General features: G+C 60.7%; 20 protein-coding genes and 1 tRNA gene. 7 read left to right on the forward strand and 14 right to left on the reverse strand.

Features of this window, described 5'->3' with window-relative positions; genetic code table 11:
• Positions 1-114: 114 nt before the first annotated feature.
• Both ACXHXG_RS03800 and ACXHXG_RS03805 read right to left on the reverse strand, forming a co-directional pair.
• The gene (locus ACXHXG_RS03800) at positions 115-462 is read right to left on the reverse strand and encodes a VOC family protein (RefSeq protein ID WP_104822063.1); all 348 of its coding nucleotides are present in this window, start codon (positions 460-462) and stop codon (positions 115-117) included.
• Positions 463-619: 157 nt separating this feature from the next.
• Positions 620-2,116 (reverse strand): CoA-acylating methylmalonate-semialdehyde dehydrogenase, encoded by a 1,497-nt coding sequence (locus ACXHXG_RS03805; RefSeq protein ID WP_457898530.1) that lies wholly within the window; start codon positions 2,114-2,116, stop codon positions 620-622.
• Between the two features lie 112 nt (positions 2,117-2,228).
• Between ACXHXG_RS03805 and ACXHXG_RS03810 the strand changes: the two genes are divergently transcribed.
• Positions 2,229-3,110, forward strand: coding sequence for a LysR family transcriptional regulator (locus tag ACXHXG_RS03810; protein ID WP_283049209.1), 882 nt, complete (start codon positions 2,229-2,231; stop codon positions 3,108-3,110).
• 114 nt (positions 3,111-3,224) lie between these two features.
• Here ACXHXG_RS03810 and ACXHXG_RS03815 read toward each other — a convergent pair whose 3' ends face one another.
• The gene (locus ACXHXG_RS03815) at positions 3,225-3,383 is read right to left on the reverse strand and encodes a hypothetical protein (RefSeq protein ID WP_199773519.1); all 159 of its coding nucleotides are present in this window, start codon (positions 3,381-3,383) and stop codon (positions 3,225-3,227) included.
• A gap of 210 nt (positions 3,384-3,593) precedes the next feature.
• On the opposite strand from ACXHXG_RS03815, the gene ACXHXG_RS03820 reads away from it, so the two are divergent.
• Together ACXHXG_RS03820 and ACXHXG_RS03825 are read left to right on the forward strand one after the other, a co-directional pair.
• Positions 3,594-4,307 (forward strand): hypothetical protein, encoded by a 714-nt coding sequence (locus tag ACXHXG_RS03820; RefSeq protein WP_457898531.1) that lies wholly within the window; start codon positions 3,594-3,596, stop codon positions 4,305-4,307.
• A 74-nt stretch (positions 4,308-4,381) separates the two neighbouring features.
• A complete protein-coding gene (locus tag ACXHXG_RS03825; RefSeq protein WP_199773518.1) occupies positions 4,382-4,528 on the forward strand; it encodes a hypothetical protein in 147 nt (48 codons plus the stop codon).
• A 49-nt stretch (positions 4,529-4,577) separates the two neighbouring features.
• Here the strand turns inward: ACXHXG_RS03825 and ACXHXG_RS03830 are convergent.
• Positions 4,578-4,654 (reverse strand) — tRNA-His (locus ACXHXG_RS03830).
• Positions 4,655-4,867: 213 nt separating this feature from the next.
• Positions 4,868-5,317, reverse strand: a complete 450-nt coding sequence (locus ACXHXG_RS03835) for a phasin (protein ID WP_283049204.1) — start codon at positions 5,315-5,317, stop codon at positions 4,868-4,870.
• A gap of 223 nt (positions 5,318-5,540) precedes the next feature.
• Between ACXHXG_RS03835 and ACXHXG_RS03840 the strand changes: the two genes are divergently transcribed.
• Positions 5,541-9,236 (forward strand): ATP-binding protein, encoded by a 3,696-nt coding sequence (locus ACXHXG_RS03840; RefSeq protein ID WP_457898532.1) that lies wholly within the window; start codon positions 5,541-5,543, stop codon positions 9,234-9,236.
• Between the two features lie 16 nt (positions 9,237-9,252).
• Here the strand turns inward: ACXHXG_RS03840 and ACXHXG_RS03845 are convergent, their stop codons facing one another.
• Together ACXHXG_RS03845 and ACXHXG_RS03850 are read right to left on the reverse strand one after the other, a co-directional pair.
• Positions 9,253-9,654: a GFA family protein gene (locus tag ACXHXG_RS03845; protein ID WP_457898533.1), complete on the reverse strand. Its 402-nt coding sequence runs from the start codon at positions 9,652-9,654 to the stop codon at positions 9,253-9,255.
• A 57-nt stretch (positions 9,655-9,711) separates the two neighbouring features.
• Positions 9,712-10,602 (reverse strand): LysR family transcriptional regulator, encoded by an 891-nt coding sequence (locus ACXHXG_RS03850; RefSeq protein WP_104822056.1) that lies wholly within the window; start codon positions 10,600-10,602, stop codon positions 9,712-9,714.
• A gap of 175 nt (positions 10,603-10,777) precedes the next feature.
• On the opposite strand from ACXHXG_RS03850, the gene ACXHXG_RS03855 reads away from it, so the two are divergent.
• Both ACXHXG_RS03855 and ACXHXG_RS03860 read left to right on the forward strand, forming a co-directional pair.
• Positions 10,778-11,692, forward strand: coding sequence for a DMT family transporter (locus ACXHXG_RS03855; protein ID WP_457898534.1), 915 nt, complete (start codon positions 10,778-10,780; stop codon positions 11,690-11,692).
• Between the two features lie 155 nt (positions 11,693-11,847).
• Entirely contained in the window at positions 11,848-12,942 is a 1,095-nt protein-coding gene (locus ACXHXG_RS03860) for an SAM-dependent methyltransferase (RefSeq protein WP_457898535.1), read from the forward strand.
• Here ACXHXG_RS03860 and ACXHXG_RS03865 read toward each other — a convergent pair.
• The 3 genes from ACXHXG_RS03865 to ACXHXG_RS03875 all read right to left on the reverse strand — a co-directional run bounded on the left by ACXHXG_RS03865 (position 12,939) and on the right by ACXHXG_RS03875 (position 17,810).
• Entirely contained in the window at positions 12,939-13,427 is a 489-nt protein-coding gene (locus tag ACXHXG_RS03865) for an AAA family ATPase (protein ID WP_457898536.1), read from the reverse strand. The two genes, ACXHXG_RS03860 and ACXHXG_RS03865, sit on opposite strands and share 4 nt — an antisense overlap.
• A 156-nt stretch (positions 13,428-13,583) precedes the next feature.
• Positions 13,584-15,503 carry a DEAD/DEAH box helicase gene (locus ACXHXG_RS03870; RefSeq protein ID WP_457898537.1) on the reverse strand — a complete coding sequence of 640 codons (1,920 nt, stop codon included), beginning with the start codon at positions 15,501-15,503 and terminating at the stop codon, positions 13,584-13,586.
• 354 nt (positions 15,504-15,857) lie between these two features.
• Positions 15,858-17,810, reverse strand: a complete 1,953-nt coding sequence (locus ACXHXG_RS03875; protein WP_457898538.1) for an acetoacetate--CoA ligase — start codon at positions 17,808-17,810, stop codon at positions 15,858-15,860.
• 164 nt (positions 17,811-17,974) lie between these two features.
• Here ACXHXG_RS03875 and ACXHXG_RS03880 point away from each other — a divergent pair, with 164 nt between their 5' ends.
• Complete coding sequence (locus ACXHXG_RS03880) at positions 17,975-19,873, forward strand: AsmA family protein (protein WP_457898539.1); 1,899 nt, start codon at positions 17,975-17,977, stop codon at positions 19,871-19,873.
• Between the two features lie 27 nt (positions 19,874-19,900).
• Here ACXHXG_RS03880 and ACXHXG_RS03885 read toward each other — a convergent pair whose 3' ends face one another.
• The 4 genes from ACXHXG_RS03885 to ACXHXG_RS03900 form a co-directional block, all read right to left on the reverse strand.
• Complete coding sequence (locus tag ACXHXG_RS03885; RefSeq protein ID WP_457898540.1) at positions 19,901-20,716, reverse strand: ABC transporter permease subunit; 816 nt, start codon at positions 20,714-20,716, stop codon at positions 19,901-19,903.
• A 3-nt stretch (positions 20,717-20,719) separates the two neighbouring features.
• Positions 20,720-21,631: an ABC transporter permease subunit gene (locus ACXHXG_RS03890; RefSeq protein ID WP_283049185.1), complete on the reverse strand. Its 912-nt coding sequence runs from the start codon at positions 21,629-21,631 to the stop codon at positions 20,720-20,722.
• A gap of 2 nt (positions 21,632-21,633) precedes the next feature.
• The gene (locus ACXHXG_RS03895) at positions 21,634-22,776 is read right to left on the reverse strand and encodes an ABC transporter ATP-binding protein (RefSeq protein ID WP_283051443.1); all 1,143 of its coding nucleotides are present in this window, start codon (positions 22,774-22,776) and stop codon (positions 21,634-21,636) included.
• Between the two features lie 150 nt (positions 22,777-22,926).
• A complete protein-coding gene (locus ACXHXG_RS03900) occupies positions 22,927-24,012 on the reverse strand; it encodes a polyamine ABC transporter substrate-binding protein (RefSeq protein WP_457898819.1) in 1,086 nt (361 codons plus the stop codon).
• Between the last annotated feature and the right edge of the window lie 154 nt (positions 24,013-24,166).

Genomic DNA, 24,166 nt, shown 5'->3' on the forward strand with positions numbered 1-24,166 from the left:
AGCAGGAAAATCAGCGGTAGGCAATGAGAAAATAGACGATCAGAACGGACAGCGCCGGCTCGCCGCAACTAGGGCCAGAACTGCGACTTCAATGCCACACCCAACGGCCCGCCTTCAGCTCACCGAAACCCAGACCGCCATCTCGCAGCCGCCAGGCTCGCGGAAGTGAAAGCGCCGGCCGCCGGGGAAGTCGAAGGCGGGCCGGGTGACGACGCCGCCGGCGAGTTCGACGGCGCGCTGTGCCGCTTCCAAATCCGTCGTGCGAACGACAGGGAGCGGCGCGTCGGTGGCCTCTGCCGCGTTGCCCTGAATGCCGGCGTCAATGCCGGCCGCTTCGATGGCGTGATAGGTCGGACCATAGCTGACGAAGCTCCATTCGAAAGCTTCCTCGAAAAAGCGCCGGGTCTTCAGCCCGTCGGTCGATGGAAATTCGAGATAGTCGATCTGATAGGTCACGGACATCGCTCCGTCCTCCGGTTGTTCTCGTTTTGTTCTAAAACAAAACGCACCATCCAGCAAGATGACTCAGCAGAAAATAACCGCAACAAAAAACCGCCGCCCAAATCTGCCTCAAATCGGCAATTGAGCGGCGGTTCGTATCAGGCGAGACCGGAGAAGCTTACTTCATCGTCGGCATGACGAATTCAGCGCCACCCTTGATGCCGGACGGCCAGCGGGCTGTGATCGTCTTAGTGCGGGTCCAGAACTTGATCGAATCCGTGCCGTGCTGGTTGAGGTCGCCGAAGCTGGAAGCCTTCCAGCCGCCGAAGGAGTGATAGGCGAGCGGAACCGGGATCGGCACGTTGATGCCGATCATGCCGATGTTGATGCGCGAGGCGAAATCGCGGGCGGCATCGCCGTCGCGGGTGTAGATCGCGACACCATTGCCATACTCGTGCTTCATCGGCAGATCGAGCGCTTCTTCGTAGTTCTTGGCGCGGACAACGGAGAGGACAGGCCCGAAGATTTCGGTCTTGTAGATATCCATCTCAGGCTTGACGTGGTCGAACAGCGTGCCGCCAACGAAATAGCCATCTTCATAGCCCTGCAGCTTGAAGCCGCGGCCATCGACGACGAGCTTGGCGCCTTCTTCGACACCGCGGTCGATGAGGCCGTTGACGCGGTTATACGCATCCTTAGTAACGAGCGGGCCCATATCGGCCTTGTCATCGGTGTAAGGCCCGATGCGCAGCGACTCAATCTTCGGCACCAGCTTTTCGACCAGGCGGTTGGCGGTCTCCTCGCCCACCGGAACGGCAACGGAGATCGCCATGCAGCGCTCGCCGGCCGAACCGTAACCAGCGCCCATCAGGGCGTTGACGGCCTGATCCATGTCGGCATCGGGCATGATGATCATATGGTTCTTGGCGCCGCCGAAGCATTGCGCGCGCTTGCCGTTCATCGCCGCCGTGCCATAGACGTAGCGGGCGATCGGCGTAGAGCCGACGAAGGAAACGGCAGCAATATCCGGATCGGTCAGGATAGCGTCGACCGCACCCTTGTCGCCATTGACGACGTTGAGGATGCCGGCCGGCAGACCTGCTTCGATCATCAGTTCGGCGAGGCGAAGCGGCACGGACGGATCGCGCTCGGACGGCTTCAGGATGAAGGCGTTGCCGCAGGCGATCGCTGGTGCAAACATCCACATCGGGATCATCGCCGGGAAATTGAACGGCGTGATGCCGGCGCCGATGCCGACCGGCTGGCGGATGGAATACATATCGATTGCCGGGCCGGCGCCTTCGGTGAACTCACTCTTCTGCAGATGCGGAATGCCGCAGACAAATTCGCAAACTTCCAGGCCGCGGAGAACATCGCCCTTGGAGTCCTCGACCGTCTTGCCGTGCTCCTTGGAGAGCAAGGTCGCCAGCTCGTCCATATGCTGGTTCAAAAGTTCGACGAACTTGAAGAAAACGCGGGCGCGGCGCTGCGGATTGGTGGCGGCCCATTTCGGCTGTGCGGCCTTGGCGTTTTCGACGGCGGCGCGCATTTCCTCGACGCTGGCGAGCGCGACCGTCGCCTGAACTTCGCCGGTTGCCGGATTGTAGACATTGCTCGTGCGGCCGCTGGTGCCGGCGACGTGCTTGCCGCCGATGAAATGACCGATCTCTTGCATGGATGTGCCTCCTCGTTTTCTGGAATGATGACAGGATCGCACTTCAATTTGCACAAATCAATGAGCTGTTATAAGCAACCGTTGTGCAGAAATTGAAGTCCTGGATGTGCATATGGATTGGGATGATGTCCGCATGTTCCTCGCGGTTGCTCGCACGGGACAAATCCTTGCGGCCTCGAAAAGGCTTGGGGTCAACCACGCGACGCTATCCCGGCGAGTGACGACACTGGAGGAGCGGCTGAAGACGCGGCTGCTGGTGCGCCGCACCAACGGGTGCGACCTGACCTCCGAGGGCGAAATCTTCCTGCATGCGGCAGAGCGCATGGAAACCGAGATGCTGCGCGCCCAGGCGAGTGTCGGTCATCTCGACAGCGCCATCACCGGCACGGTGCGCATCGGCGCGCCCGACGGTTTCGGCGTCTCCTTCCTCGCACCCCGTCTGGGGCGGCTGATTGCGCGCTATCCGGAACTGCGCATCCAATTGGTGCCGGTGCCCCGCTCCTTTTCGCTGTCGCAGCGCGAGGCGGATATCGCCATCACGCTGGAGCGTCCGGAACAAGGTCGCCTGATCTCGTCCAAGCTGACGGACTATACGCTCGGCCTTTATGCCTCGAAGGCCTATCTCGACCGTGCGGGCCTGCCCGACAGTGTCGAGGCGCTGAAATTGCACCCCCGCATCGGCTATGTCGAAGACCTGATCTTTACCGCATCGCTGAATTTTTCCGGCGAGATCATGCGGAGCTGGGATGCGTCATTCGAGATTTCTACCTCCATCGGCCAGACGGAGGCGGTACGTTCCGGCGCCGGCATCGGCATCCTGCACGACTATATCGCAAAGCAATATCCGGAGCTGACCCGCATCCTTCCCGATGTCTCCATCAAACGCGCCTATTGGACGACCTATCACGAAAGCGCCCGCGATCTGGTGCGGGTACGCACCGTCGCGGACTTTCTGCAGGAGCTGGTGAGCGAGGAAAGGCGTATGTTTTTCTGAAGCCGCGTCGGGCCTCTAAAGCTCGTCGCGATCTTTCAGATTCGCTCCCACGCTTTAGCTCCTTGTTTTTGCATGTCGTTCGCAAAACCGCCGCACACTTTTGCGCGACATGCATTAGGCGTGCTTCGGCGGCTCTTCGTTCTCATCGGGATTGGGAACGGGAAATTCATCCGGCAGCCTATCGGGATCCGGCTCCTCTATCGGCGGCTCCGGTGTCCAGCCGGGACCCGGCATCGGCGGCTTGTCGGGAATCGGCTCGCGTGGCACGGACATGGCCAGTTCCTTCCGTCTTGTTACTGACATGAACAGAACGGCGGCGAGCTGGCACGGTTCCAAAGGAAATCCCGCCACTCATCAGGAAGGACGCGACCGGTCTCTCCGGCTCGGCCTGACTGCCGCTTCATTTGCGCATGGCGCCGGTTCGTGCATAAGTAGAACAGCAGACTTTCGTTTTCATCCAGGCAGAGTCCGAGGGGGCGCTTGATGTTGAAAGCCGGAGTATTCTTCGCGGCGCTTGCCATCGGTCTCAGCGCATGCACGACCATCGATTTTTCTAAGCTCGCTCCGGCAACGCTGACCGGCAGCCTGTTCGTGATGTGGGTCGGAGAGGGAAATTCCAGCGGCGACGGCAAGTTCGTTTTCGTGCCGGATCCCGCCGATCCCCTCACCTTTCGCCGAGCCGACAGCTCCCTGCCGGGCGCCGAGATCCAGCCCGGCCTGATGTATACGGACGGCGGCTCCATCCCGAAGATCGCCCAGGTCTTCAAGGGCTTGTCGCCATGGGGATATGCCCCGGCCTACATGATCCACGACTGGATGTTCACGGCGCACCATTGCATCGTCGATGGCGAGAACGACAAACGGTTCGACCAAGTGCGCAACGTGTCGTTCAAGGATTCCGCGGAGATCCGCGGCGAAGCCATCCAGGGGATGGTGAAAGCGAACAAGGTTCAGCGCAACGATGTGGCCGGCACGGCCATCACCGCGGCGGTCGGCAGCAGCATTGCTGAAAACCTCTGGAAAAAGAAGGGGGCCTGCGCCGCCTCCAAGGTCAGCGCCGAAGATGTTGCGGCAGTCGAAAAAGCCATCCCCGGCGCGGCCCGGCCTGCCGCCAGAAGGACATTCAGGGTTTCCCCCGAAACTCCCGCAATACCACCCCGCGGCCGCGCCACGATCGTATCCCGGATCACGTTCTAGGAACGGGGTGAGGCCGCGCTGGACAAGGGCGAGCCTTGGCCTAGTATTCTTGGAACGTCGAAGGAGCGAAGGTCATGAGCGAGAAGAAGAAGCCGAATCTGACCGAGAAGGAACGCAAGGAACAGGACGATTATCTTGAGGAGGCGCTTGAGGAGACTTTTCCGGCGAGCGATCCGATCTCACCGGGACATGTCGCAAAGAAGCCTCAGGACAAGAAATAGCCTGCGACTAATGCCGGCTTCCTGCTTTCGTCCAATCAATGGGGAGAAATGGTACGGTTGGGGGGTCTCGAACCTCCGACCTCAGGTGCCACAAACCTGCGCTCTAACCAACTGAGCTACAACCGCACATGCTCGCGTCGCCGCGAACGGGGGTGACATACGAGGACTTTGAAATTATTTCAAGTCCTATCTCCCCGCAATATGAAAAAGCTGGGTATGACGTGTTTCCAAAGATCACATCGCATTCGGACGAATGCACCATGATCCTGAAATTAAAACGTCCCGCTTTCAGTGTTTTACCGAAAGCGAGACGTTCTGGTCTTGGGAGGCTTGGAAAGATTAAGCGACCTTGAAGGAGGACATGGCCTTTTCAGCGGCGTCCTTGGCCGGCTTTGCCAGCTTTTCGGCGACCTTCTTGGTGGTTTCCTGAATGGACTTGGCCTGCTCGACGGTTACTTCAGCCTGCTTGCGGATGAAGGAGGTCTGCAGTTCGAAGAGTTCGGCGACCGACTTGACGCGAAGCAGAGCTTCCATGTGCGCCAGCGAGCTTTCGGCATTGGTGCGCAGGACGTCGATGGTCTTGAGGCCGATTTCCACGGAGCCGGCCTGGGCGGTCTGCACAGTGGCTTCGAGGGTCTTACCAGCGTCTTCGGCAGCCGTCTTCATCTTGGCGAAGGCTTCCTTGGACTGGGCAGCGCCTTTTTCCGCGAAGTCGCGGAAGGATTCAGAGAGCTTGGAAGGGTCGAATGCAGCCGTTGAAAAAACGTCGTCTTTCTTTACAGTAGCCATGATAGCGCTCCTATATGGGCCCTCCTCAGAGGCGCCCTTGGTGAATTGATTGAGCCCTATATAATATAAACTATTGTGCAGTGCAACATATTTTTTGCGATGCACAACACGTTAACCCTTCCAGTCAAAAACCTGGGCCTTCGCTGGACCTGAAACCGGGGCGCCGTTATTAATAAAGCGTTAAAGTAAGAGAGGCGATCACGCCCGCAAAACAGGTCGGAACATGCCCGCAATTCAGTACCCATTCATTGACATTGCCGTGCACCCCCGCGTTCGGGAGCGTTTTGCGCGCGGCGAAGCCATGGTGCTGTTTTCGACCGGCATGGATCGCGTGCTCTGGGCCAACGGCGCTGGCGCTAATCTTTTCGGCTACGATATCATCTATGATTTCCTCGACCAGGGACCGAAGGCCGGCGACGTCTCCTTCCGCCAGATCGAGGCGACGGCGCGCGGACTTGGCGCGGTCGGCGACCAGCGCACCTTCCTGATCCGCATGGCCTCCGGCTTCCAGCGCGCGGTCGTTAACGCCGCAGTCGAAATCATCCAGGTTCAGGCGGGCGAAGAGGCGATCCTGTTTTCCTCGCCGGTTTCCTCCAAGCCGCTGGCCGCGGCGGAAAGTGCGAAGCGGATGATCGACGGCTTCGACGACCCCGATACGCATATGGCCGTGATCGGCCGCGACGGGGAAATTATCGCCGCTTCCGCTCGCTTCGATGCGTTGGGCGTGACGCCGCAGACCGCAAGGATGCTGACGACCATGGCGGGCGCCCAGGCGGAACGGCTGATCAAGCGGCCGATCCCGACCGGCCACGGCTATCTACCCGCCGCCGTCGGCAAGCTGTCGGAAATCCCTGCCCTGCATCTGCTCTTCGTCGTCGAGACCGCAGCCGACAATCTCGATCCAACGGCAAGCCTCGTGGCTGACGCATCTGCCGCCTCAGCCACAGGCGGCGCGATCGAGCCGGAAGCGGAAGAGGCGCGGAAGGAACTCGAGACAGCGGCTGACGAAACACCTATTACCGAGGCTGCGCCTGCCGAGCATGTGCCCTCCCCCGATGTCATCGATGCGGTGGCGGATATCGAGGAAGTCGAGCACACGCCGGAAATGTCTGGCGCCGACCATGAAGTGGTGCATGCGCACGCAGATGCCCTCGGTCAGGACATCGACGCGTTGGTGACGATGGACGGCGCGACGCCCGAACAGATCGAGGCGGCTGCGCATGCCGACGAGCTTGTCCCGGAGGCCGATGATGATCTGCTGCGCAGCGCCGGAGAAAGCCAGGCGGAGGACGCGGTGGCAGGCACTGAGCCGGTGGCGGCCGAGGCTGACGTTCCGGAAATCGACCAGTCGGAAGAGTTCACCTTCAAGCGCAGCGGCCGCGCTACGCGTTTCGTCTGGCGGATCGACGCCGAAGGCCGCTTCAGCGAAGTCTCGCGCGAGTTCGCCGAAGCCGTAGGGCCGCATGCCACGAAAGTAACCGGCGTTGCCTTCGCTGACATCGCCAGGCATTTCAATCTCGATCCGGACGGCAAGATCGCCGAGCTTCTGGCGCGGCGCGATACGTGGTCGGGCCGGACGATCTACTGGCCGGTGGAAAATACCAGCCTAGTGGTGCCGGTCGATCTGGCCGCATTGCCGACCTATACGCGCAGCCGCGAATTCGACGGCTTCCGAGGCTTCGGCGTCGTGCGCCTCTCCGATGCCATCGAAGATCCGATGAAGCTCGGCCTGACGCTGGACGGCGACGAAAAGCAGGCAGCGCCGACGCCGGGCTTGGCTGAAGAGCCAGCAGTGAAGACGGCTGCGCCGGCGATTGCCGAGGAAGCGCTGCAGGACGCGATGGAGGAAAATGTTGCCGCAGACGAGGAGACTGCTCGCGAAGCAGGATCCGGGGCAACGGAGGAGTTCTCTCCCCGGGATGAGGAGCCGCCGGCCCTGACGATCGCCGAGACGCCGAACCGCCGGGAATCCGACAAGATCATCCGATTGCACGAGCGCCGCGCACAGACGCCAGGCAGCTTGTCGCTGAGCGAACAGGCGGCCTTCCGCGAAATCGCCCGTCAGCTCGACCCCTTCGGCAAACGTGCCGAGACATCGGGCGGTCAGCCTGAAAGCATGGAACAATCCGAAGAGGTGGTGGACATTTCTCCGCAGCCGAATGCGGCGGATGAGGTTTTGTCCGATGCCGTCGAAGCGCCGGCCGACGACCATGCAGCCGAAAAGCGGCCGCATGCCGAAGATCAGCCGGAAAGCAGTGAAACCGCACAATCCGAAGCGAATATGCCGGCGGCTACGGCCGAGACGAAAGAGGTTACTGGTTCCGACTTGCAGGAATCAAAAGCTGCCGGCGAGCCGAAAGGGGACGTCGATCCGCTGGAAGTCTTGAGCACCGCCATTCCGCCCCGCGTGAAAATGCGCGATGGGCTGTCGGCCGAGATCGTCGATCAACTGCCCCTTGCCATTCTCATCCATGCCGGCGACTGGCTGATCCACGGCACTCCGGAATTCCTGCGGCTGACCGGCTATGAAAGCCTCACGGACCTGGAGCATGTCGGCGGGCTGGATGCGCTGCTGCAGCGCCATGACCTCGAAGGCAAGACCGAACGGCCGGGGACGATGATGGTAGTGCGCGCCGACGACACGCTCGTGCCCGTTACCGCGCGGCTGCAGTCAGTCCGTTGGGAAGACGGCACCGCTTTGATGCTGGCGCTGATGCCGCTCGAAAAGAGCGAAGCCCCGGCGCCCGAGCCCGTGCCGGAAGAAGCGCGGCCGGAACGCATGGTCGAAAAACTCGCAAAGCTGCAGGTCGAAATCGAAGAGCTGCGTTCGACGCTGGAAACGGCAACGGATGGGGTCGTCATCATCGGCCAGGAGGGCGAGATTCGCTCGATGAACCGCTCGGCCAGCGCGCTCTTCAACTATGACGACCAGGAAACCCGCGGCAAACCCTTCGTCATGCTCTTTGCGCATGAGAGCCAGAAGGCTGTGCTGGACTATCTCGGCGGCCTCTCCGGCCATGGCGTGGCAAGCGTGCTGAACGACGGCCGCGAAGTGATCGGCCGCGAGGCATCGGGCGGTTTCGTCCCCTTGTTCATGACCATGGGGCGGCTGAACTCCTCGAACGGTTATTGCGCAGTCATCCGCGACATTACGCAATGGAAGCGCACCGAGGAAGAGTTGCGCAACGCCAAGCGCGCGGCCGAAACCGCCAATGCCCACAAGACCGATTTCCTCGCCCGCGTCAGCCATGAGATCCGCACGCCGCTCAACGCCATCATCGGCTTCTCCGACATGATGGCCGGCGAACGCTTCGGGCCGATCGGTCATTCCCGCTATATCGAATATGCTACCGATATCGGCCGCTCAGGCCGGCATGTGCTCGACATCGTCAACGATCTCCTGGACATCTCCAAGATCGAAGCCGGTGAGATGGACCTGGAATTTTCCGCGGTCGGCCTCAACGAGGCAATTGCCGAAGCCGTATCGCTGGTGCAGCCGCAGGCCAACAGCCAGCGCGTCATCATCCGCACGGCGCTGTCGCAATCCGTACCGAACGTCGTCGCCGACCTGCGCTCGATCAAGCAGATCGCGCTGAATATCCTGTCGAATGCCATCCGCTTCACGCCGTCGGGCGGTCAGATCGTCGTCTCCACGTCTTACGAAGGCAATGGCAGCGTCGTCATGCGCATCCGCGACACCGGCGTCGGCATGACCCGCAGCGAGCTGGAACAGGCGATGAAACCTTTCCGCCAGGTTTCGACCAACGCCCGCAAACGTGGCGACGGCACCGGCCTTGGCCTGCCGCTGACCAAGGCCATGGTCGATGCCAACAGGGCGACCTTCTCGATCAACTCGGCGCCGAATGAGGGCACGCTGGTCGAGATCACCTTCCCATCGCCGAGGGTGCTGGCGAACTGAGAGAGATCGCCCGCCCTCAAAACCAGAGATCGCGCACGCAGCGCCCTTTGGAAGGAAGGTCTTCAAACGTATCGAGCCCATCGAAATGATCGATCGGCAGGTCAGCGACGAGGTCCGGCGGCGCAAGCCGCAGGTTCACGGCGATACGTCGGCGGCCATCCTTTTGCAGCCGTAGGCCACGCCAGCTCAATACGCAGGCGCAGGACGGGCAGAACAATATTTCGAGAGAGGGGTTGTCCCTGCCGGCGCGCGTGTAAGACGAAGTCCGTCCGGTGACGGAAATCCGCTCCCATTCATAGTCATAGGCCCATAGCGCACCATAGCGCCGACAGAGCGTGCAATTGCAGGCCGTGATCGAGCCTGGATCGCCCTTGAGCGTCCAGCCCGCCTCGCCACAGTGACATGAGCCGATCAGCATGTGTACGCCGCTCCATTCCGGTGCCTGTTCGAGGACGGCATTCTGCCTCCAATCAGCTCAACTCGCCAGAGCCAGCCCTCCGTAACGACTGATTTCGCTTTCGATCTCTGCCACAAGGGTATCGAGCGCGGGATTTCTCACCTTGCGTCCGCGGCGCACCACATAGGCCAAGGCAGGGGGTGCCGGCAGGCCGTTGGTGACGATCTCCATGTCGGGCTGCAGATGGCGGCCGTTCAGAAGCGCCACGCCCAAGCCCGAGGTAACGGCCGCAATAATCCCCGCCGCGCTCGCACATTCGAACACGGTTTCGAGAACCACGCCGCCGTCCTGTCCGATGTCGAGCGCCCAGCGGCGATAGAAGCACTCATCGTCGAAGGACAGAAAAGGAACCGGCCCGTCTTGCGGCAGCGATAGATCAGGATGCTTGACCCAATGAAGCTGTTCCCGAAACAGAACGATATCGGTCGGGCGGACTTCATGCGCGAAAACCTGCACGATGGCGGCATCAAGCTCTCCCCGCTCCAGCATTCCCCGCAGGACCAAGCTCATGCGGACCTTGGTGCGAACAGAGACGTTCGGATGCAGGCGGCGAAATCGCCCCAATATGCGCGCGAGATCGGTGCAGGTGGTATCCTCGGTCAAGCCGAGGGCGACGCGGCCGGCGAGCGACGTCTTCGAGAGGCTCAAGAGCGCCTCGTCGTGCAGGCCGAGGATGCGTCCCGCATAGTCCAGCAGATCCTCCCCGGCGGCGGTGAACATCGACGCTCCGGGCTTGCGGCTCAGCAGATCGCAATCGAGGCTCGTCTCGAGCCGCTTGATCTTATGGCTGACGGCGGATTGCGAGAGGCTCAGGGCCTCGGCCGCACGGGTGATGCCCCCGTGATGGCGGATCGCCCACAATGCGCGCAGCGCATCGATTTCCAAACGCCGGCTGGTGAACTCGGTCATGGCAAACTCGGCTTATATGATGATCTTGCAGAGAGAATGCATATTCCGGCGGTATTTGGCAAATATTCATTAGTTTTAAGATTGAGATGTCATGCCATGATCGATATTTGTCATGTGTAATCGGATGGGTCCTGACCTATGGCTGAGGGATAGGTGACATCCAACCGAGAGCCCAATGACCGACCAATCCCTGTCCCGGCCCCTACTGAACAACAGCCGCTTCCTTTGGCCCCTGATGGCTACGCTGCTGATCTTTAGCTGGAGTTCCGGCTTCGTCGGTATCCGCTATGCCAGCCAGGAAGCCAGCGTCATGTTGGTCCTGTTCTGGCGCACGCTTCTGTCGGGATTGGTCCTGCTACCCTTTGCCTTGGCGATCGGGCCGCGCATGCGGCTGCGTGCGATAGCGGAACAGATGCTGTTCGGCGTGATGTCGGTCTTCCTTTATCTGGGCGGCTTTGCACTGGCGATCGAACAGCGGGTGCCGACGGGGCTGGTGGCGCTGATCTCCGACCTCTTGCCGCTGGCGATTGCCGCCCTGTCGCAGCCTGTTTTGGGCGAGCGGCTGAGCGCGCGCCAATGGCTGGGAACGGCGATCGCGGTGGCGGGCGTGCTGATCGTCTCAATAGACAGCCTCAGCTTCGGTGCGGCCCCAATCTGGGCCTATGGATTGACCGTCGGCTCGATGCTGGTCTTTGCCTTCGCATCGGTTCTGCACAAGCGGCGGCGGAGCAGGCACATGCCCGTTCATCAAAGCCTTTGCATTCATACCCTTACGGCCTCGGTGCTCTTCGGCATCTGCGCCATGATGCAAGGCGATCTTGCGCCGCCGCTGACGCGCGGTTTCGCTATCGGCATGATATGGCTGGTGCTGATCGCAACCTTTGCCGCCTATTCAGTCTATTATACCAGCCTGCGCCTCTTCCCGGTCGCGCAGGTCAGCGCAGCCATCTATCTCAGCCCGCCCGTTACCATGTTCTGGGCCTGGGCCCTGTTCTCCGAACCGCTGACGACGGCGATGTTCGTAGGGTTGGCGGTGACGCTGGTGGGAGTCTGGATGACGTCGCGCAGTCCCTTAGCGGAAAAGGTCTGACCTATCATATTGCCGGAGGCAGACATTCTCTGCCTCTGCTCCACGTGCCACTATACTTTAGCAGTAGCAAACTTACTTTTGGTTGCCTTTCGTGGGATAGTTCCTCCGTGGAGATCGGCTATCTTGGTCGGTCGTTGGCGCATGAGGGGGCTCCAATGTCATCGACGGCGGCAGAAGCAGGCACAGGCGAGATTTCGCCCAATCTGATAGTTGATGCGATGTTTGCGTGCCGAAAGACAGCCGCGATCAAGGCCGCCATAGAACTCGATCTTTTTACCTTGATCGGTGACGGCCGCAACGCTGCGTCATTGGCAGCCGCGACGAATGCGGCCGAACGCGGTGTACGCATTCTGTGCGACTATCTCGTTGTAAACGGCTTTCTGACCAAGAAAGGCGATCAATATGTTCTCACGCCATCCAGCCGCGTATTCCTCGACCGGCATTCGCCGGCCTATATGGGCTCAGCCATCGAGTTCATCGCCGCGCCGGAAATCCTCAAGCAGGTGCTGGACGACCCGACCTCCTATGTCCGCAACGGCGGGTCCGTTGGATTGGCAAATATGTCGCCGGACAATCCCGTGTGGGTGAAGTTTGCCCGCGGCATGGGTTCATTCACCGGCAGCAGCGCAGTCAGCCTCGCAGCGGAAATGGCCAACCTGCGGATATCGCCGAAGAAGATTCTGGACATCGCCGCAGGACACGGTCGTTTCGGGATCGAAATGGCGAAGACTTTTCCTTCAGCCCAGATTGTCGCGGTGGATTGGAGCTCGGTTCTGGAGTTGGCTAAATATAATGCGCGACAATTTGGTGTCGCAGAGCGCTACAAGGTCGTTCCCGGCAGCGCATTCGAGGTCGATTGGGGCACGGACTACGATCTGATCCTGCTTCCGAACTTCCTCCATCACTTCGACATAGAAACCTGCGCCGAATTGCTCAGAAAGGTCCGGGCCAGCCTGAGTCGCGACGGCAAGGTGGTCGGGGTGGAATTCGTGCCCAACGACGATCTCGTCTCGCCTCCCTTTCCAGCCGCTTTCTCATGGGAAATGCTCGCCAGCACGCCAAAGGGCGAGGCCTACACGCAGAAGGATCTAGCCGAAATGGCAAGGCGCGCCGGTTTTCAAGACGCCAGGGTCAAACCACTACCGCCATCACCGGCGAGCTTGGTCTTTTCGAGTAACGGCACTCTGAATAGCGATCTCCTCTTGCCGGGAGATGCGGGGATAGCGACAAAGAACCGGTCTGCGACCTAGCTGCACTTTTCCAGAATCTCATCCACGACGCTTTCAATCGGCGCAGTGGCATCGATGACGATACCACCCCTCGGGATATCTTCTTTCGTTGCGTGCAATCGCCTAATAAATTGCCGTTCGGCAGGTCTTCCGCCCCACTCGGTTTCCGGCCTCTCGGCAAGGCGTCGGGTCAGCGTCTCCAGATCGACCTCGAGAATGAAAACCCGGTCGAACAAAGCAATGAAGCTGGAGAAATTCCGAGAGCCGCCGCAGAAGAATGACGCAGCATGGCTTTGATCGGCCACCAGCGCTTTCACCTTATCTACGCTCCAAATATGGTGCTGATGGGCAAGGCCATCCACGGGTTGTCCCGTCTTTGGATCACCCTGATAAGCCAACTCCGTATCACCATTGATGGCATGGAAACCGCGTCGCCGCAGTTCTTGGCAGACGGACGTCTTTCCGGTGCCGGAAACACCTTCGATCAAATAGTTTCTGATGCCCATCCCATTGCTCTTTCGCAGAAAAACCCCTCACCGCGAAGTTGGCGGAACCGTAGGGCAAGTCGGTCGCCTGAGGTGGGACGGCGCGTGCATGGCTGTCGCGGCGACGTACCTTCGGCAGCGACGGGCGCCGCGCTGACCTTGAGCGCGGCGGCGGGATTACTCCCCGCGCGCCTTCGCAGCCTTGCGCTTGGCCCTCGAATTGGGCTTGCCTGCTGCCGGGCCGGCGTCTTTCTTGGCGAAATTCGGCTTGCCCGGCTTCTTAGCCCAGGGCTTCTTGTCCGGACGTTCGGAGACACTGCCCTCGCCGGCCTGTGCCCGTTCCGGCTTGCGGTCGGACTTCCATTTCGGCTTGGCGGCGTCGTTCGGGCGGGCACCCTTGTCCGCGAAGGGCTTCTTCTTGCCGTAGGTTCCTTCCCGCTTGGCCTGCGAAAAATCCGGCACGCCGGCCAGCGGCTTGACGCGGATGCCGCGCTCCAGGGTCTTGTCGGGGCCGATCATCGACAGGAAGCGTTCGGCGCCTTCTTGCGAAAACTCGACGAAGGTTTCTTCCGGCATCATCTTGATCGCGCCGATGTCGCGCTTGGTGAGGCCGCCATTGCGGCAGAGCATCGGGATCAGCCAGCGCGGCTCGGCATTTTGCTTGCGGCCGACCGAAAGCGACACCCAGACGCCGTCGGTGAAGTCGTTGCGTCCCGCAGACGGCCCGTCGTGGTGAGTAACGGGGAAATCGTCGTGGCGTGGCTTTCTGCGCTCGCCTTCGGCAGGCACGTCCTGCAACTCCTCAGGCGCGGAGTGGCCGGTTCGATATTGCCGCAGGAATGCAGCGGCGACCTGCTCGGCGCCATGGCGCTCCAGCAACTGCCGCACGATGGACTGCTCGTCTTCGGCAAGCGGGGCCGTGAATACCGGATCGGCGAGAAGACGTTCATCGTCACGCTGGCTCACTTCGTCAGCCGACGGCGGCTTTGCCCAGGTGGCGCGGATGCGGGCGGCTTCCAGCAGGCGTTCGGTGCGACGGCGGGCGCTCAGCGGCACGATGAGGGCGCTGACGCCCTTGCGGCCGGCGCGGCCGGTGCGACCGCTGCGGTGCAGCAGCGTTTCCGGGTTGGTCGGCAGGTCGGCATGAACCACCAGCTCCAGGCCCGGCAGATCGATGCCACGGGCGGCGACGTCCGTTGCGATGCAGACACGGGCGCGGCCGTCGCGCATGGCCTGCAGCGCATGGGTGCGTTCGCTCTGGCTGAGCTCGCCTGATAGGGCCACAACGGAGAAGCCTCTGTTGTTAAAGCGCGCGGTCAAATGGTTGACGGCCGCACGCGTCGAGCAAAAGACGATAGCGTTCTGCGCCTCATAGTAGCGCAGAACGTTGATGATCGCGTTTTCCCTGTCGCTCGGAACGACGGTCAGGGCGCGATAGTCGATATCGACATGCTGCTTGGCTTCCGAGGCGGTGGCGATGCGCACGGCGTCGCGCTGGTAGTTTTCGGCGAGCTTTGCGATCGAGCGCGGCACGGTTGCCGAAAACATCAATGTCCGCCGCTCGGCCGGCGCCGTTTCCAGGATGAATTCGAGGTCTTCACGAAAGCCGAGATCGAGCATCTCGTCGGCCTCGTCCAGCACCACGGCCTTGAGCTCGGAGATATCAAGCGAATTACGGCGGATATGGTCGCAAAGACGGCCCGGAGTGCCGACGACGATGTGCGCGCCGCGTTCCAGCGCCCGCTTCTCGGTGCGCATATCCATGCCGCCGACGCAGGAGGCAATGGTCGCGCCGGTCAGTTCATACAGCCATTCCAGCTCGCGCTGCACCTGCAGCGCCAGTTCGCGGGTCGGCGCGATCGCCAATGCCAGCGGCGTGTCGGCGGGGCCGAAGCGCTCGGCACCCTCCAGCAGGCTCGGCGCCAGGGCCAGGCCAAAGGCAACCGTCTTGCCGGAGCCCGTCTGGGCCGAAACCAGTGCGTCCTTGCCGGCCAGGCCGGGATCGAGCATGGCCTTCTGTACCGGCGTCAGCGCTTCGTAACCGCGCTTTGCCAAAGCCTGGGCGATCGCAGGAACGATGCCTTCGAATTCAGTCATTATCCGTGTCTTTCGGAATTCTTCGCGCGCCAGCCGGCGCGGATCATCGTGGCCCGCACGTCGCAGGCCTCTTCTTCAGGCGTGCACATACTTGGTCGGCAGGCCATTGTACAGAGCGGGCGCGTATTTGTGCGACGCACAACGAAAAAAAGGCAGCGAATAGCGCTGCCTTGGAAGTTCATGCTGCCTAACGAAGCTCGAGTCGGTCAACTTCATGTTTCGGGAACCTTTCGGCTCCAAGCCGTCCAAAGTTCAAACGAACGGCCCCAAGTTGGATTTTACCTTTGACCAATCTCTCTTAACGCCGAGTTACCGCCGATAGGCCAGCCTTTGCCCCTCAGTTTTAAGAGGGCATCAGTTCTTGAGCTCCTCCAGCCCGGCAAAGAGGTCCAGCGCTTCGGGATTGGCAAGCGCTTCCTTGTTCTTCACCGGCCGGCCATGCACGACGTCGCGGACTGCGAGCTCGACGATTTTGCCGGACTTCGTGCGCGGAATATCGCTGACGGCGATGATCTTGGCCGGTACATGGCGGGGCGAGGCGCCGGTGCGAATGCGGGTCTTCATCGCCTTCATCAGACCTTCCGTCAGTGCCGCGCCGGCCGCGAGGCGAACGAAAAGCACGACGCGCACATCATCATCCCAATCCTGGCCGATGCAGAGCGCTTCGAGAACTTCGGGCATCTGCTCGACCTGATTGTAGATCTCCGCCGTGCCGATGCGGACGCCGCCGGGATTGAGCGTCGCGTCCGAACGGCCATGGATGATCAGGCCACCATGCTCCGTCCACTCGGCAAAATCACCATGGCACCAGACATTGTCGAAACGCTCGAAATAAGCGGCGTGATATTTGACCCGGTCGGGGTCGTTCCAGAACATCACCGGCATCGAGGGAAAGGCTTTGGCACAAACAAGCTCGCCCTTTTCGCCGCGCACGGGCTTGCCCTCCTCGTTCCAGACATCGACGGCAAGGCCGAGCCCGGGTCCCTGGATTTCGCCGCGCCAAACCGGCTGCAAGGGATTGCCGAGCACGAAGCAGGAGACGATATCGGTGCCTCCCGAGATGGAAGCGAGCTGGATGTCGTCCTTGATGCCCTCATAGACGAAGGAGAAGCCTTCCGGCGACAGCGGCGAACCGGTGGAAGTCATCAGCCGCAGGCTGGAGAGATCATGCGAAGTTTTCGGCGTCAGGCCGCTCTTGCGCACGGCGTCGATATATTTGGCCGAGGTGCCGAACAGAGCGAATTTCTCCGCCTGCGCATAGTCGAAAAGGATATTGCCGTCAGGCGCGAAAGGCGAACCGTCGTAGAGGCAGAGAGTGGCGCCGGCGGCAAGCCCCGTCACCAGCCAGTTCCACATCATCCAGCCGCAGGTGGTGAAGTAGAAGACCTTTTCGCCGGGGACCACGCCGCAATGCAGGCGATGCTCCTTCATGAGCTGCAGCAATGCGCCGCCGGTCGAATGGACGATGCATTTCGGCACGCCTGTCGTGCCCGAGGAAAACAGGATGAACAGCGGATGAGAAAACGGCAGCGGCTCGAATTCTACCGCCTTCGCCTCGAAAGGCGCGATGAACGCATCCAAAGTCCTTGCATCCGGCGTTGCCGCCGCGACCGCCTCGGCATCGCCGGCGTAGGGAACGATGACGGCAGGCGCGCCGAGGCGTTGCGCGATGGCGCCGACCTTTGCCGTCACATCCTGCAATTTGCCGCCATACCAATAGCCGCTGCAGGCGATGAAGAGTTTCGGCTCGATCTGGCCGAAGCGATCCAAGACGCCCTGCTCGCCGAAATCCGGGGAGCAGGAGGACCAGATAGCGCCGATCGAGGCGGCCGCCAGCATGCAGGCGATGGTTTCCGGCATGTTCGGCATCATGGCGGCGACACGGTCACCCCGGCCGATGCCGAGAGAGCGATAGGCCTGTTGCAGGCGCGACACCATGGCCGAGAGCCGGTCCCAGGACCAGCGGTCGCGCACCCTGTCTTCGCCCCAGAAGACCAGCGCATCGCCCTCGCCGCTTTTCGACAGCAGGTTCTCGGCGAAATTCAGCTCGGCATCGGGAAAGAAACGCGCCTCCAGCATCTGGTCGCCGTTGATCAGCGCCCTTTCGCCACGTTTTCCCTTGATGTCACAAAAATCCCATACTGCCGTCCAGAAGGTTTCCCGGTCGGCGATTGACCAGGCATGCAGGCTGGCGAAATCGGAAAGCGATAGGCCGAAGCGTCGGTTGCAGTCTTCCATGAAGACAAACATCGGGCTTTGCCGGCGAAATTCATCCGATGGCGTCCAGAGCGGCTGAGTATCTCGCATATTATCTCCTCCGGTTTTCGGCTTATATACCATGCTGCAGCGCATTATAAAGTCACTGAGTTGTCGGCATTCCTGCTGTACAATGTTTGCATCCGCCAATCATTTCCTATATCCGGCAAACGGAGGCATATCAGCGCTATCAGTATGAAAGTCTGAGTTGGATCATGAGAGCGTCGAGGAATAAAAAGTGGTGGTTGACGATGCGATCGGCCTCGCGCTGGCTACCTGCCGTTGCGCGCACCACTGGCATCGTCCTTCTCACCATCATCATCGTCTTCGCCGTTTTCCGGGCAACTGCTCCCTTCCTGATTTCCAGCGGCCTGGTGCGGGCCGGCATCGAGAATGCCCTGTCGGACTGGACGGGATATCGCGCCCAGATCGAGGGCGCGCCGACGCTGGAATTCTGGCCGACGCCGCGCGTGACGCTCAACCAGGTTACCATCCGCGAACCGACGAAAAACGGCAAGGTGCTTGGCCATGTCGACAGCCTTTCGGCGGACTTCTCGCTGTTTGCGGCGCTGCGCGGGCGCGCGCATTTTCATGAATTCCATTTCCTGCGGCCGGTGATCTACATCCGGCGTGACGAGACCGGTCTGATCGACTGGACGAATGAGGGGCTGCTGTCCAAGGCAATCGAGCGGGTGGAGACGTCCTCCAACCAGGGCATGCCGATCAGCAAGGATCAGGATGCCGTCATCGGCATGCTGACGATCGAGGACGGTCGCGTCGAAATGACGGACGATCGCAGCGGCAATCTCTACAAGATGAGCAGCATAAATGCGGACATCTCCTGGCCGCGGCTGTCCGGGGCGATGACTGCCGTCATTCTGGCGCGGCTCAACGGTCAGGACGTCAAGATCGATTTCAATTCTGCCCAGCCTCTGCTGCTCTTTGCCGGCAAGAGCGTCGATGCGAAGACAAGCTTCTCCTCGCCGCTGATCAACTGGACCTATGCAGGCGCCACCAGCATTTCCAATCTCTCCGCGCTCGCCGGAAATCTGGATCTGAGCGTGCCGAATGTGCCGTCTTTCCTGGCCTGGAGCGGAGAACATCTGCCGGCCGCCGATACACTGCGCAACGTCTCTCTCAATGCCGACGTCGCCGCGATCCCGAATGGCCTGCGCTTTAACAATCTGAACTTCAAGGTCAACGAATCCGCGGCGTCCGGCGTCATGGATTTGAGCTATACGACAAGCGGCAAGCCGAAGATTTCCGGAACGCTCGCCTTCGACCAGATGAACCTCAATCCGTTCCTGGCGGCCTTCTCCATGCGGCTGGCCGCGGATACGGCCATCGACGCATTGCTCAACGGCAATCCGCTGCAGCGCCTCGATTTGGATATGCGGCTCTCGTCGAACAAAGCCGTGCTCGGCCCCTTCCAGTTCGATAATATCGGCGCCAGCCTGCTGGTTGCGGGCGGCAAGGCAAAATTCGATATCGGCGACAGCGGCTTCGAGGGTGGAGAGCTCACCTCGCATCTGGAGGTCACGCAAGGCGACTTCGATGGCGGCGGCAAATTGCAGATCTCTATCCACGATGCCGATTTTGGCGGGCTATTCACCCGGCTGAACCTTGCAGGACCTCTACCGCTGACGACCGGTTCTCTGGATCTTTCGCTCAGCACGTCGAAGCCGATCTGGGCTGCCAATCTCAGCGATGTCGCCGGCAAGATGCATTTCACGTCGGCCACCGGCTCCTTCCGGCAATTCAACATCTCAGCCTTCCGTGCGCTTGCGTCCGAAAAGGCCTTTTTCCGGATGAGCGATATCGCCGACACGGCCTTCGATTTCGACAGCCTCAACGTCGATGCTAGCGTTGCCAAGGGATCGGTCGAGGTTCACAGCGCCCAGATCGTCGGGCGCAACGAAACGGTGATGCTGAACGGCGTCGTTCCCTTCCGCAGCAACGCACTGGCGCTGTCGGGCACGATGCAGGCGAGCAATCCGGCCAATGCGACGGAGCTGCCGATGCTGCCGTTCTTCATCGGCGGCACCTGGCCGGACCCGGTGATCTCGCCGGTCACGACGCTGCTGAAGAAGCCTGACCAGCAGACGCAGCAATAACAGGTTCCGTCTGCGGTTGGCTCTGACCTATGCCGCGGCAGCCGCCTGCTCGTCCCTTTGGCGCTGCACTTCGCGGCGCTTGGTGACGACGGAGGCGCAGATGACGCCGATGGTGACGACGCCGATCAGGATGGTGCAGATGGCGTTGATCTCAGGCGTCACGCCGAGCTTCACCTGGCTGTAGATCAGCATCGGCAATGTCTTTGCGCCAGCCCCCGAAGCAAAAGTGGCGATCACCAAGTCGTCTAGCGACAGCGTCAGCGCCAGCACCCAGCCGGAGAACACGGCCGGCGCGATGATCGGCAGCGTGATCTCGAAGAAGGTGCGCACCGGCGGCGCGCCGAGATCGAGCGCCGCCTCCTCGATCGAGCGATCGAAGCTCAGAAGCCTGGACTGCACGACGACGGCGACGAAACACATGGTCAGCGTCGTATGCGCCATGACGATCGTCCAGAAGCCGCGATCGAGGTCGGCGGTGACGAAGAGCAGCAGCAGCGACAGGCCGGTGATGACGTCGGGCATGACCAGCGGCGCATAGATCATGCCGGAAAACAGGATGCGGCCGCGGAAGCGCGTGTAGCGCACGAGCGTGAGCGCCGCCAGCGTGCCAAGGACGGTGGCGATCGTCGCCGAGAGCAAGGCAATGCGCACAGTCAGCCATGCGGCGTTGAGCATGCTGTCGTTGCTGAGCAGATGGCTGTACCACTGGGTCGAGAAGCCGCCCCAGACTGTGACCAGCCGCGAGGCGTTGAAGGAATAAATGACCAGCAGCAGGATCGGCAAATAAAGGAATGCAAGGCCGAGCATTACGGAGACGATGTTGAAGCGGGACCAGCGAATCATGACCTATCTCCCCTTCTCATCGGCTTTTGCCTGTATGTGCTGGAAGAAGACGATGGGTATCACCAGCACAAGCAGCAAGATGGTCGCCACCGCCGATGCCAGCGGCCAGTCTGTATTGCCGTAGAACTCGCTCCACAACACTTTGCCGATCATCAGCGTTTCGGAGCCGCCAAGCAGGTCTGGGATGACGAACTCGCCGACCGCGGGGATGAAAACCAGCATGCAGCCGGCGATCACACCGGGGATCGACAAAGGAAAAGTCACGCGCCAGAAGGCACCGATCGGCGTGCAGCCGAGGTCCTGTGCCGCCTCGATCAGCGTGCCGTCCATCTTTTCCAGCGAGGAATAGAGCGGCAGCACCATGAAGGGCAGATAGGAATAGACCATGCCGATATAGACGGCGGTATTGGTATTCAGGATCACCAGCGGCTCATGGATGATGCCGAGCGTCATCAGCAATTGATTGAGCAAGCCCGTCGTGCTCAGGATCGACATCCAGGAATAGACGCGGATCAGGAAACTCGTCCAAAACGGCAGGATGACCAGCATCAACAGCGTCGGGCGGATGCTGCGCGGCGCCTGCGCCATACCGTAAGCAATGGGATAGGCGATGATCAGAGTCAGGATCGTCGATATGCCGGAAATCTTCAGGCTTTGGAGATAGGCGTTGAAATAGAGGGGATCGCCGGCCAGCCAGGTGTAGTTGTCGAAGGACATGCTCTGCAGCTTGTCCCACCAATCGCTGAAACTGTCCGACCAACTGAAAGCCGGATCATAGGGCGGAACCGAGAGCGCCTTCGTCGACAGCGAAATGCGGAAGACGATCAGGAAGGGCGCGAGAAAGAAAACCAGCAGCCAGGCATAGGGCACGATGATGACGAGGCGCTGGTAGATGGAAGAGCCGAGCGTCCTCATGGTCAATCCTTCAGCAGCACGCCGGCATTTTCATCGAAGGAGACCCAGACGCCCTGATCATAGGAGAAAGGTTCCTCCACGGCGCGCACTGCATTCAGCGACGAAGCCTTGACGACCTGTCCGCTCTTCAGCTTGACGTGGAAGACCGTCATGTCGCCTAGATAGGCAATATCCCAGATCTCGCCCTCGGCGGCATTGACCGAGGCGTTGGCGGGCGGGCGCGGCGTGACACGTAGCTTTTCCGGCCGGATGGCAAAGCCGGCGCGGCTGCCCTCAGTGAGCATTTCGCTAGCTGCCGTGCGCAGGGTGAAGCCATTATCGACGGCAATCTCGACCGTGCCGCCATTTGCGCGCGTGACATTGCCGTCGAGGATGTTCACGTCACCGATGAAGTCTGCGACGAAGCGGGAATTGGGAGCCTCATAGATCTCCGCCGGCGTCGCCACCTGCACGACCCTGCCATGGCTCATCACGGCAATGCGGTCGGCCATGGTCATCGCCTCTTCCTGATCGTGGGTGACGACGACGAAGGTGAGGCCAAGGCTCTGCTGCAGGTCCATGAGCTCGAACTGTGTCTCCTCGCGCAGCTTCTTGTCGAGCGCGCCGAGCGGCTCGTCGAGCAGCAGCACCTTCGGCCGCTTCGCGAGCGATCGGGCGAGCGCCACGCGCTGGCGCTGGCCACCGGAGAGCTGGTTCGGCTTGCGATTGGAAAATTGCTCCAGCTTGACGAGCTTCAGCATCTGCGCAACGCGCTCGGCGATCTCCGCTTTCGGCATGCCATCCTGGCGCAGCCCGAAGGCGATATTCTTTTCCACCGTCATATGCGGGAAGAGCGCGTAGGATTGGAACATCATGTTGACGGGGCGGCGATAGGGCGGCGTGCCGGCAAGATTCTGGCCGTCGAGAACGATCTCGCCCGTCGTCGGCTGTTCAAAGCCCGCCAGCATGCGCAGCAGCGTGGACTTGCCGCAGCCGGACGCGCCGAGCAGAGCGAAGAATTCGCGGTTGTAGATATCCAGCGAAAGATTGTCGACGGCGGTGAAATCGCCGAACTTCTTCGTGACGTTCTTGAAGGAAATATATGGCTTTGCCGAAGGATCCGTCCAAGGAGCAAAGGAACGCCGGATATTACCGAGAGACTTCATCATCTATCCCCGAATTGATTCTGTGTCGCTCCGGCTTTCCCCACCCGGTAGCGCTTCAGAATTCGTATTACCCCGTCCGCGACCGCTCAGCGACCTGGACGCATGGTCTAAGGAAAGGCCCGGACGTTTCCGTCCGGGCCTTTGTCTGACTTATTGACCGGTAACAACCTTGGTCCACAAGCGCGTCGCCAGGCGCTGCGTCTTCGGATCCCACGGCGTCACCGTGAACAGGTGTTTCATGATCTCATCGGTCGGATAGACCGCCGGGTCCTCGAGGACTTCCTTGTTCACGAACTGCTGCGAAGCCTTGTTGCCGTTGGCGTAGGCGACGAAGTTGCTGGCCTTGGCGATGACTTCCGGCTTCATGATGTAATTCAGGAATTCATGCGCCTCGGCCACATGCGGCGCATCGGCCGGGATCGCCATGACGTCGAACCACATCTGCGCCTGCTTCGGCATCGAATAGTCGACATGCACGCCGTTCTTGGCCTCTTCGGCGCGATTGCGCGCCTGCAGCACATCGCCGGAATAGCCGAAAGCGATGCAGATATCGCCGTTGGCCAGCGCATTGATATATTCGGACGAATGGAACTTGCGGACGAAAGGCCGGATCGATGCCAGAAGAGTCTCAGCCTTCTTGAAATCCTCCTGCTTGGTCGAGTTCGGATCGAGGCCGAGATAGGCCAGCACTGTCGGGATGACGTCCTTCGGCGCATCGAGCATATAGATGCCGCAATCCTTGAACTTGGCGGCGACCTTCGGGTCGAAGATCACATCGAGCGTCGGCTTGTCGTCGGTGCCGAGGATCTGCTTCACCTTGTCGACATTGTAGCCGATGCCATTGGTGCCCCACATGTAGTCGATGGCATATTGGTTGCCGGGATCGTAGGTGGAGATGCGCTGCATCACCATGTCCCACATGTTGGAGATGTTCGGCAGCTTCGACTTGTCGAGCTTCTGGAACACACCGGCCTTGATCTGGCGTTGCAGGAAGTCCGCCGTCGGCACGACGATGTCGTAGCCGGTTTTGCCCGCAAGGAGCTTGGTTTCCAGGGTCTCATTGGAATCGAAGGTATCGTAGACAACCTTGATGCCGGTTTCCTTGGTGAAATCGGCCAGGATCGAATCATCGATATAATCCGACCAGTTGTAGATATTGACGACCTTGTCTGCGGCCTGGGCTGCCGTCACCAGCGAAACGGCTGCGAAAGCCGTTGCTGCAAGCCGTGCGAACATGGACTTCATGGTCTCTCCTGTTTTGTTCAAGGGCATCGCGACGATACCCAACCCTCTGTTTTTCCCGTCAGACTAGAAAGGAATTCCGAAGGCCACAAGGGGGAAAAGCAAGGCAGTATGAGCTTTCACGGATTTGCTGAAAATGGATTGGTCC

This window comes from Rhizobium sp. LEGMi-198b (assembly GCF_054114205.1).

Bases quoted from the DNA above. Each gene is read 5' to 3' on its own strand.
- ACXHXG_RS03865 (WP_457898536.1), bottom strand. From the start codon at position 13,427: ATGGGCATCAGAAACTATTTGATCGAAGGTGTTTCCGGCACCGGAAAG.
- ACXHXG_RS03835 (WP_283049204.1), bottom strand. From the start codon at position 5,317: ATGGCTACTGTAAAGAAAGACGACGTTTTTTCAACGGCTGCATTCGAC.
- ACXHXG_RS03855 (WP_457898534.1), top strand. From the start codon at position 10,778: ATGACCGACCAATCCCTGTCCCGGCCCCTACTGAACAACAGCCGCTTC.
- ACXHXG_RS03885 (WP_457898540.1), bottom strand. From the start codon at position 20,716: ATGATTCGCTGGTCCCGCTTCAACATCGTCTCCGTAATGCTCGGCCTT.
- ACXHXG_RS03880 (WP_457898539.1), top strand. From the start codon at position 17,975: ATGAGAGCGTCGAGGAATAAAAAGTGGTGGTTGACGATGCGATCGGCC.
- ACXHXG_RS03900 (WP_457898819.1), bottom strand. From the start codon at position 24,012: ATGTTCGCACGGCTTGCAGCAACGGCTTTCGCAGCCGTTTCGCTGGTG.
- ACXHXG_RS03805 (WP_457898530.1), bottom strand. From the start codon at position 2,116: ATGCAAGAGATCGGTCATTTCATCGGCGGCAAGCACGTCGCCGGCACC.
- ACXHXG_RS03870 (WP_457898537.1), bottom strand. From the start codon at position 15,503: ATGACTGAATTCGAAGGCATCGTTCCTGCGATCGCCCAGGCTTTGGCA.
- ACXHXG_RS03845 (WP_457898533.1), bottom strand. From the start codon at position 9,654: ATGCTGATCGGCTCATGTCACTGTGGCGAGGCGGGCTGGACGCTCAAG.
- ACXHXG_RS03815 (WP_199773519.1), bottom strand. From the start codon at position 3,383: ATGTCCGTGCCACGCGAGCCGATTCCCGACAAGCCGCCGATGCCGGGT.
- ACXHXG_RS03890 (WP_283049185.1), bottom strand. From the start codon at position 21,631: ATGAGGACGCTCGGCTCTTCCATCTACCAGCGCCTCGTCATCATCGTG.
- ACXHXG_RS03825 (WP_199773518.1), top strand. From the start codon at position 4,382: ATGAGCGAGAAGAAGAAGCCGAATCTGACCGAGAAGGAACGCAAGGAA.
- ACXHXG_RS03875 (WP_457898538.1), bottom strand. From the start codon at position 17,810: ATGCGAGATACTCAGCCGCTCTGGACGCCATCGGATGAATTTCGCCGG.
- ACXHXG_RS03850 (WP_104822056.1), bottom strand. From the start codon at position 10,602: ATGACCGAGTTCACCAGCCGGCGTTTGGAAATCGATGCGCTGCGCGCA.
- ACXHXG_RS03820 (WP_457898531.1), top strand. From the start codon at position 3,594: ATGTTGAAAGCCGGAGTATTCTTCGCGGCGCTTGCCATCGGTCTCAGC.
- ACXHXG_RS03840 (WP_457898532.1), top strand. From the start codon at position 5,541: ATGCCCGCAATTCAGTACCCATTCATTGACATTGCCGTGCACCCCCGC.
- ACXHXG_RS03895 (WP_283051443.1), bottom strand. From the start codon at position 22,776: ATGAAGTCTCTCGGTAATATCCGGCGTTCCTTTGCTCCTTGGACGGAT.
- ACXHXG_RS03860 (WP_457898535.1), top strand. From the start codon at position 11,848: ATGTCATCGACGGCGGCAGAAGCAGGCACAGGCGAGATTTCGCCCAAT.
- ACXHXG_RS03800 (WP_104822063.1), bottom strand. From the start codon at position 462: ATGTCCGTGACCTATCAGATCGACTATCTCGAATTTCCATCGACCGAC.
- ACXHXG_RS03810 (WP_283049209.1), top strand. From the start codon at position 2,229: ATGGATTGGGATGATGTCCGCATGTTCCTCGCGGTTGCTCGCACGGGA.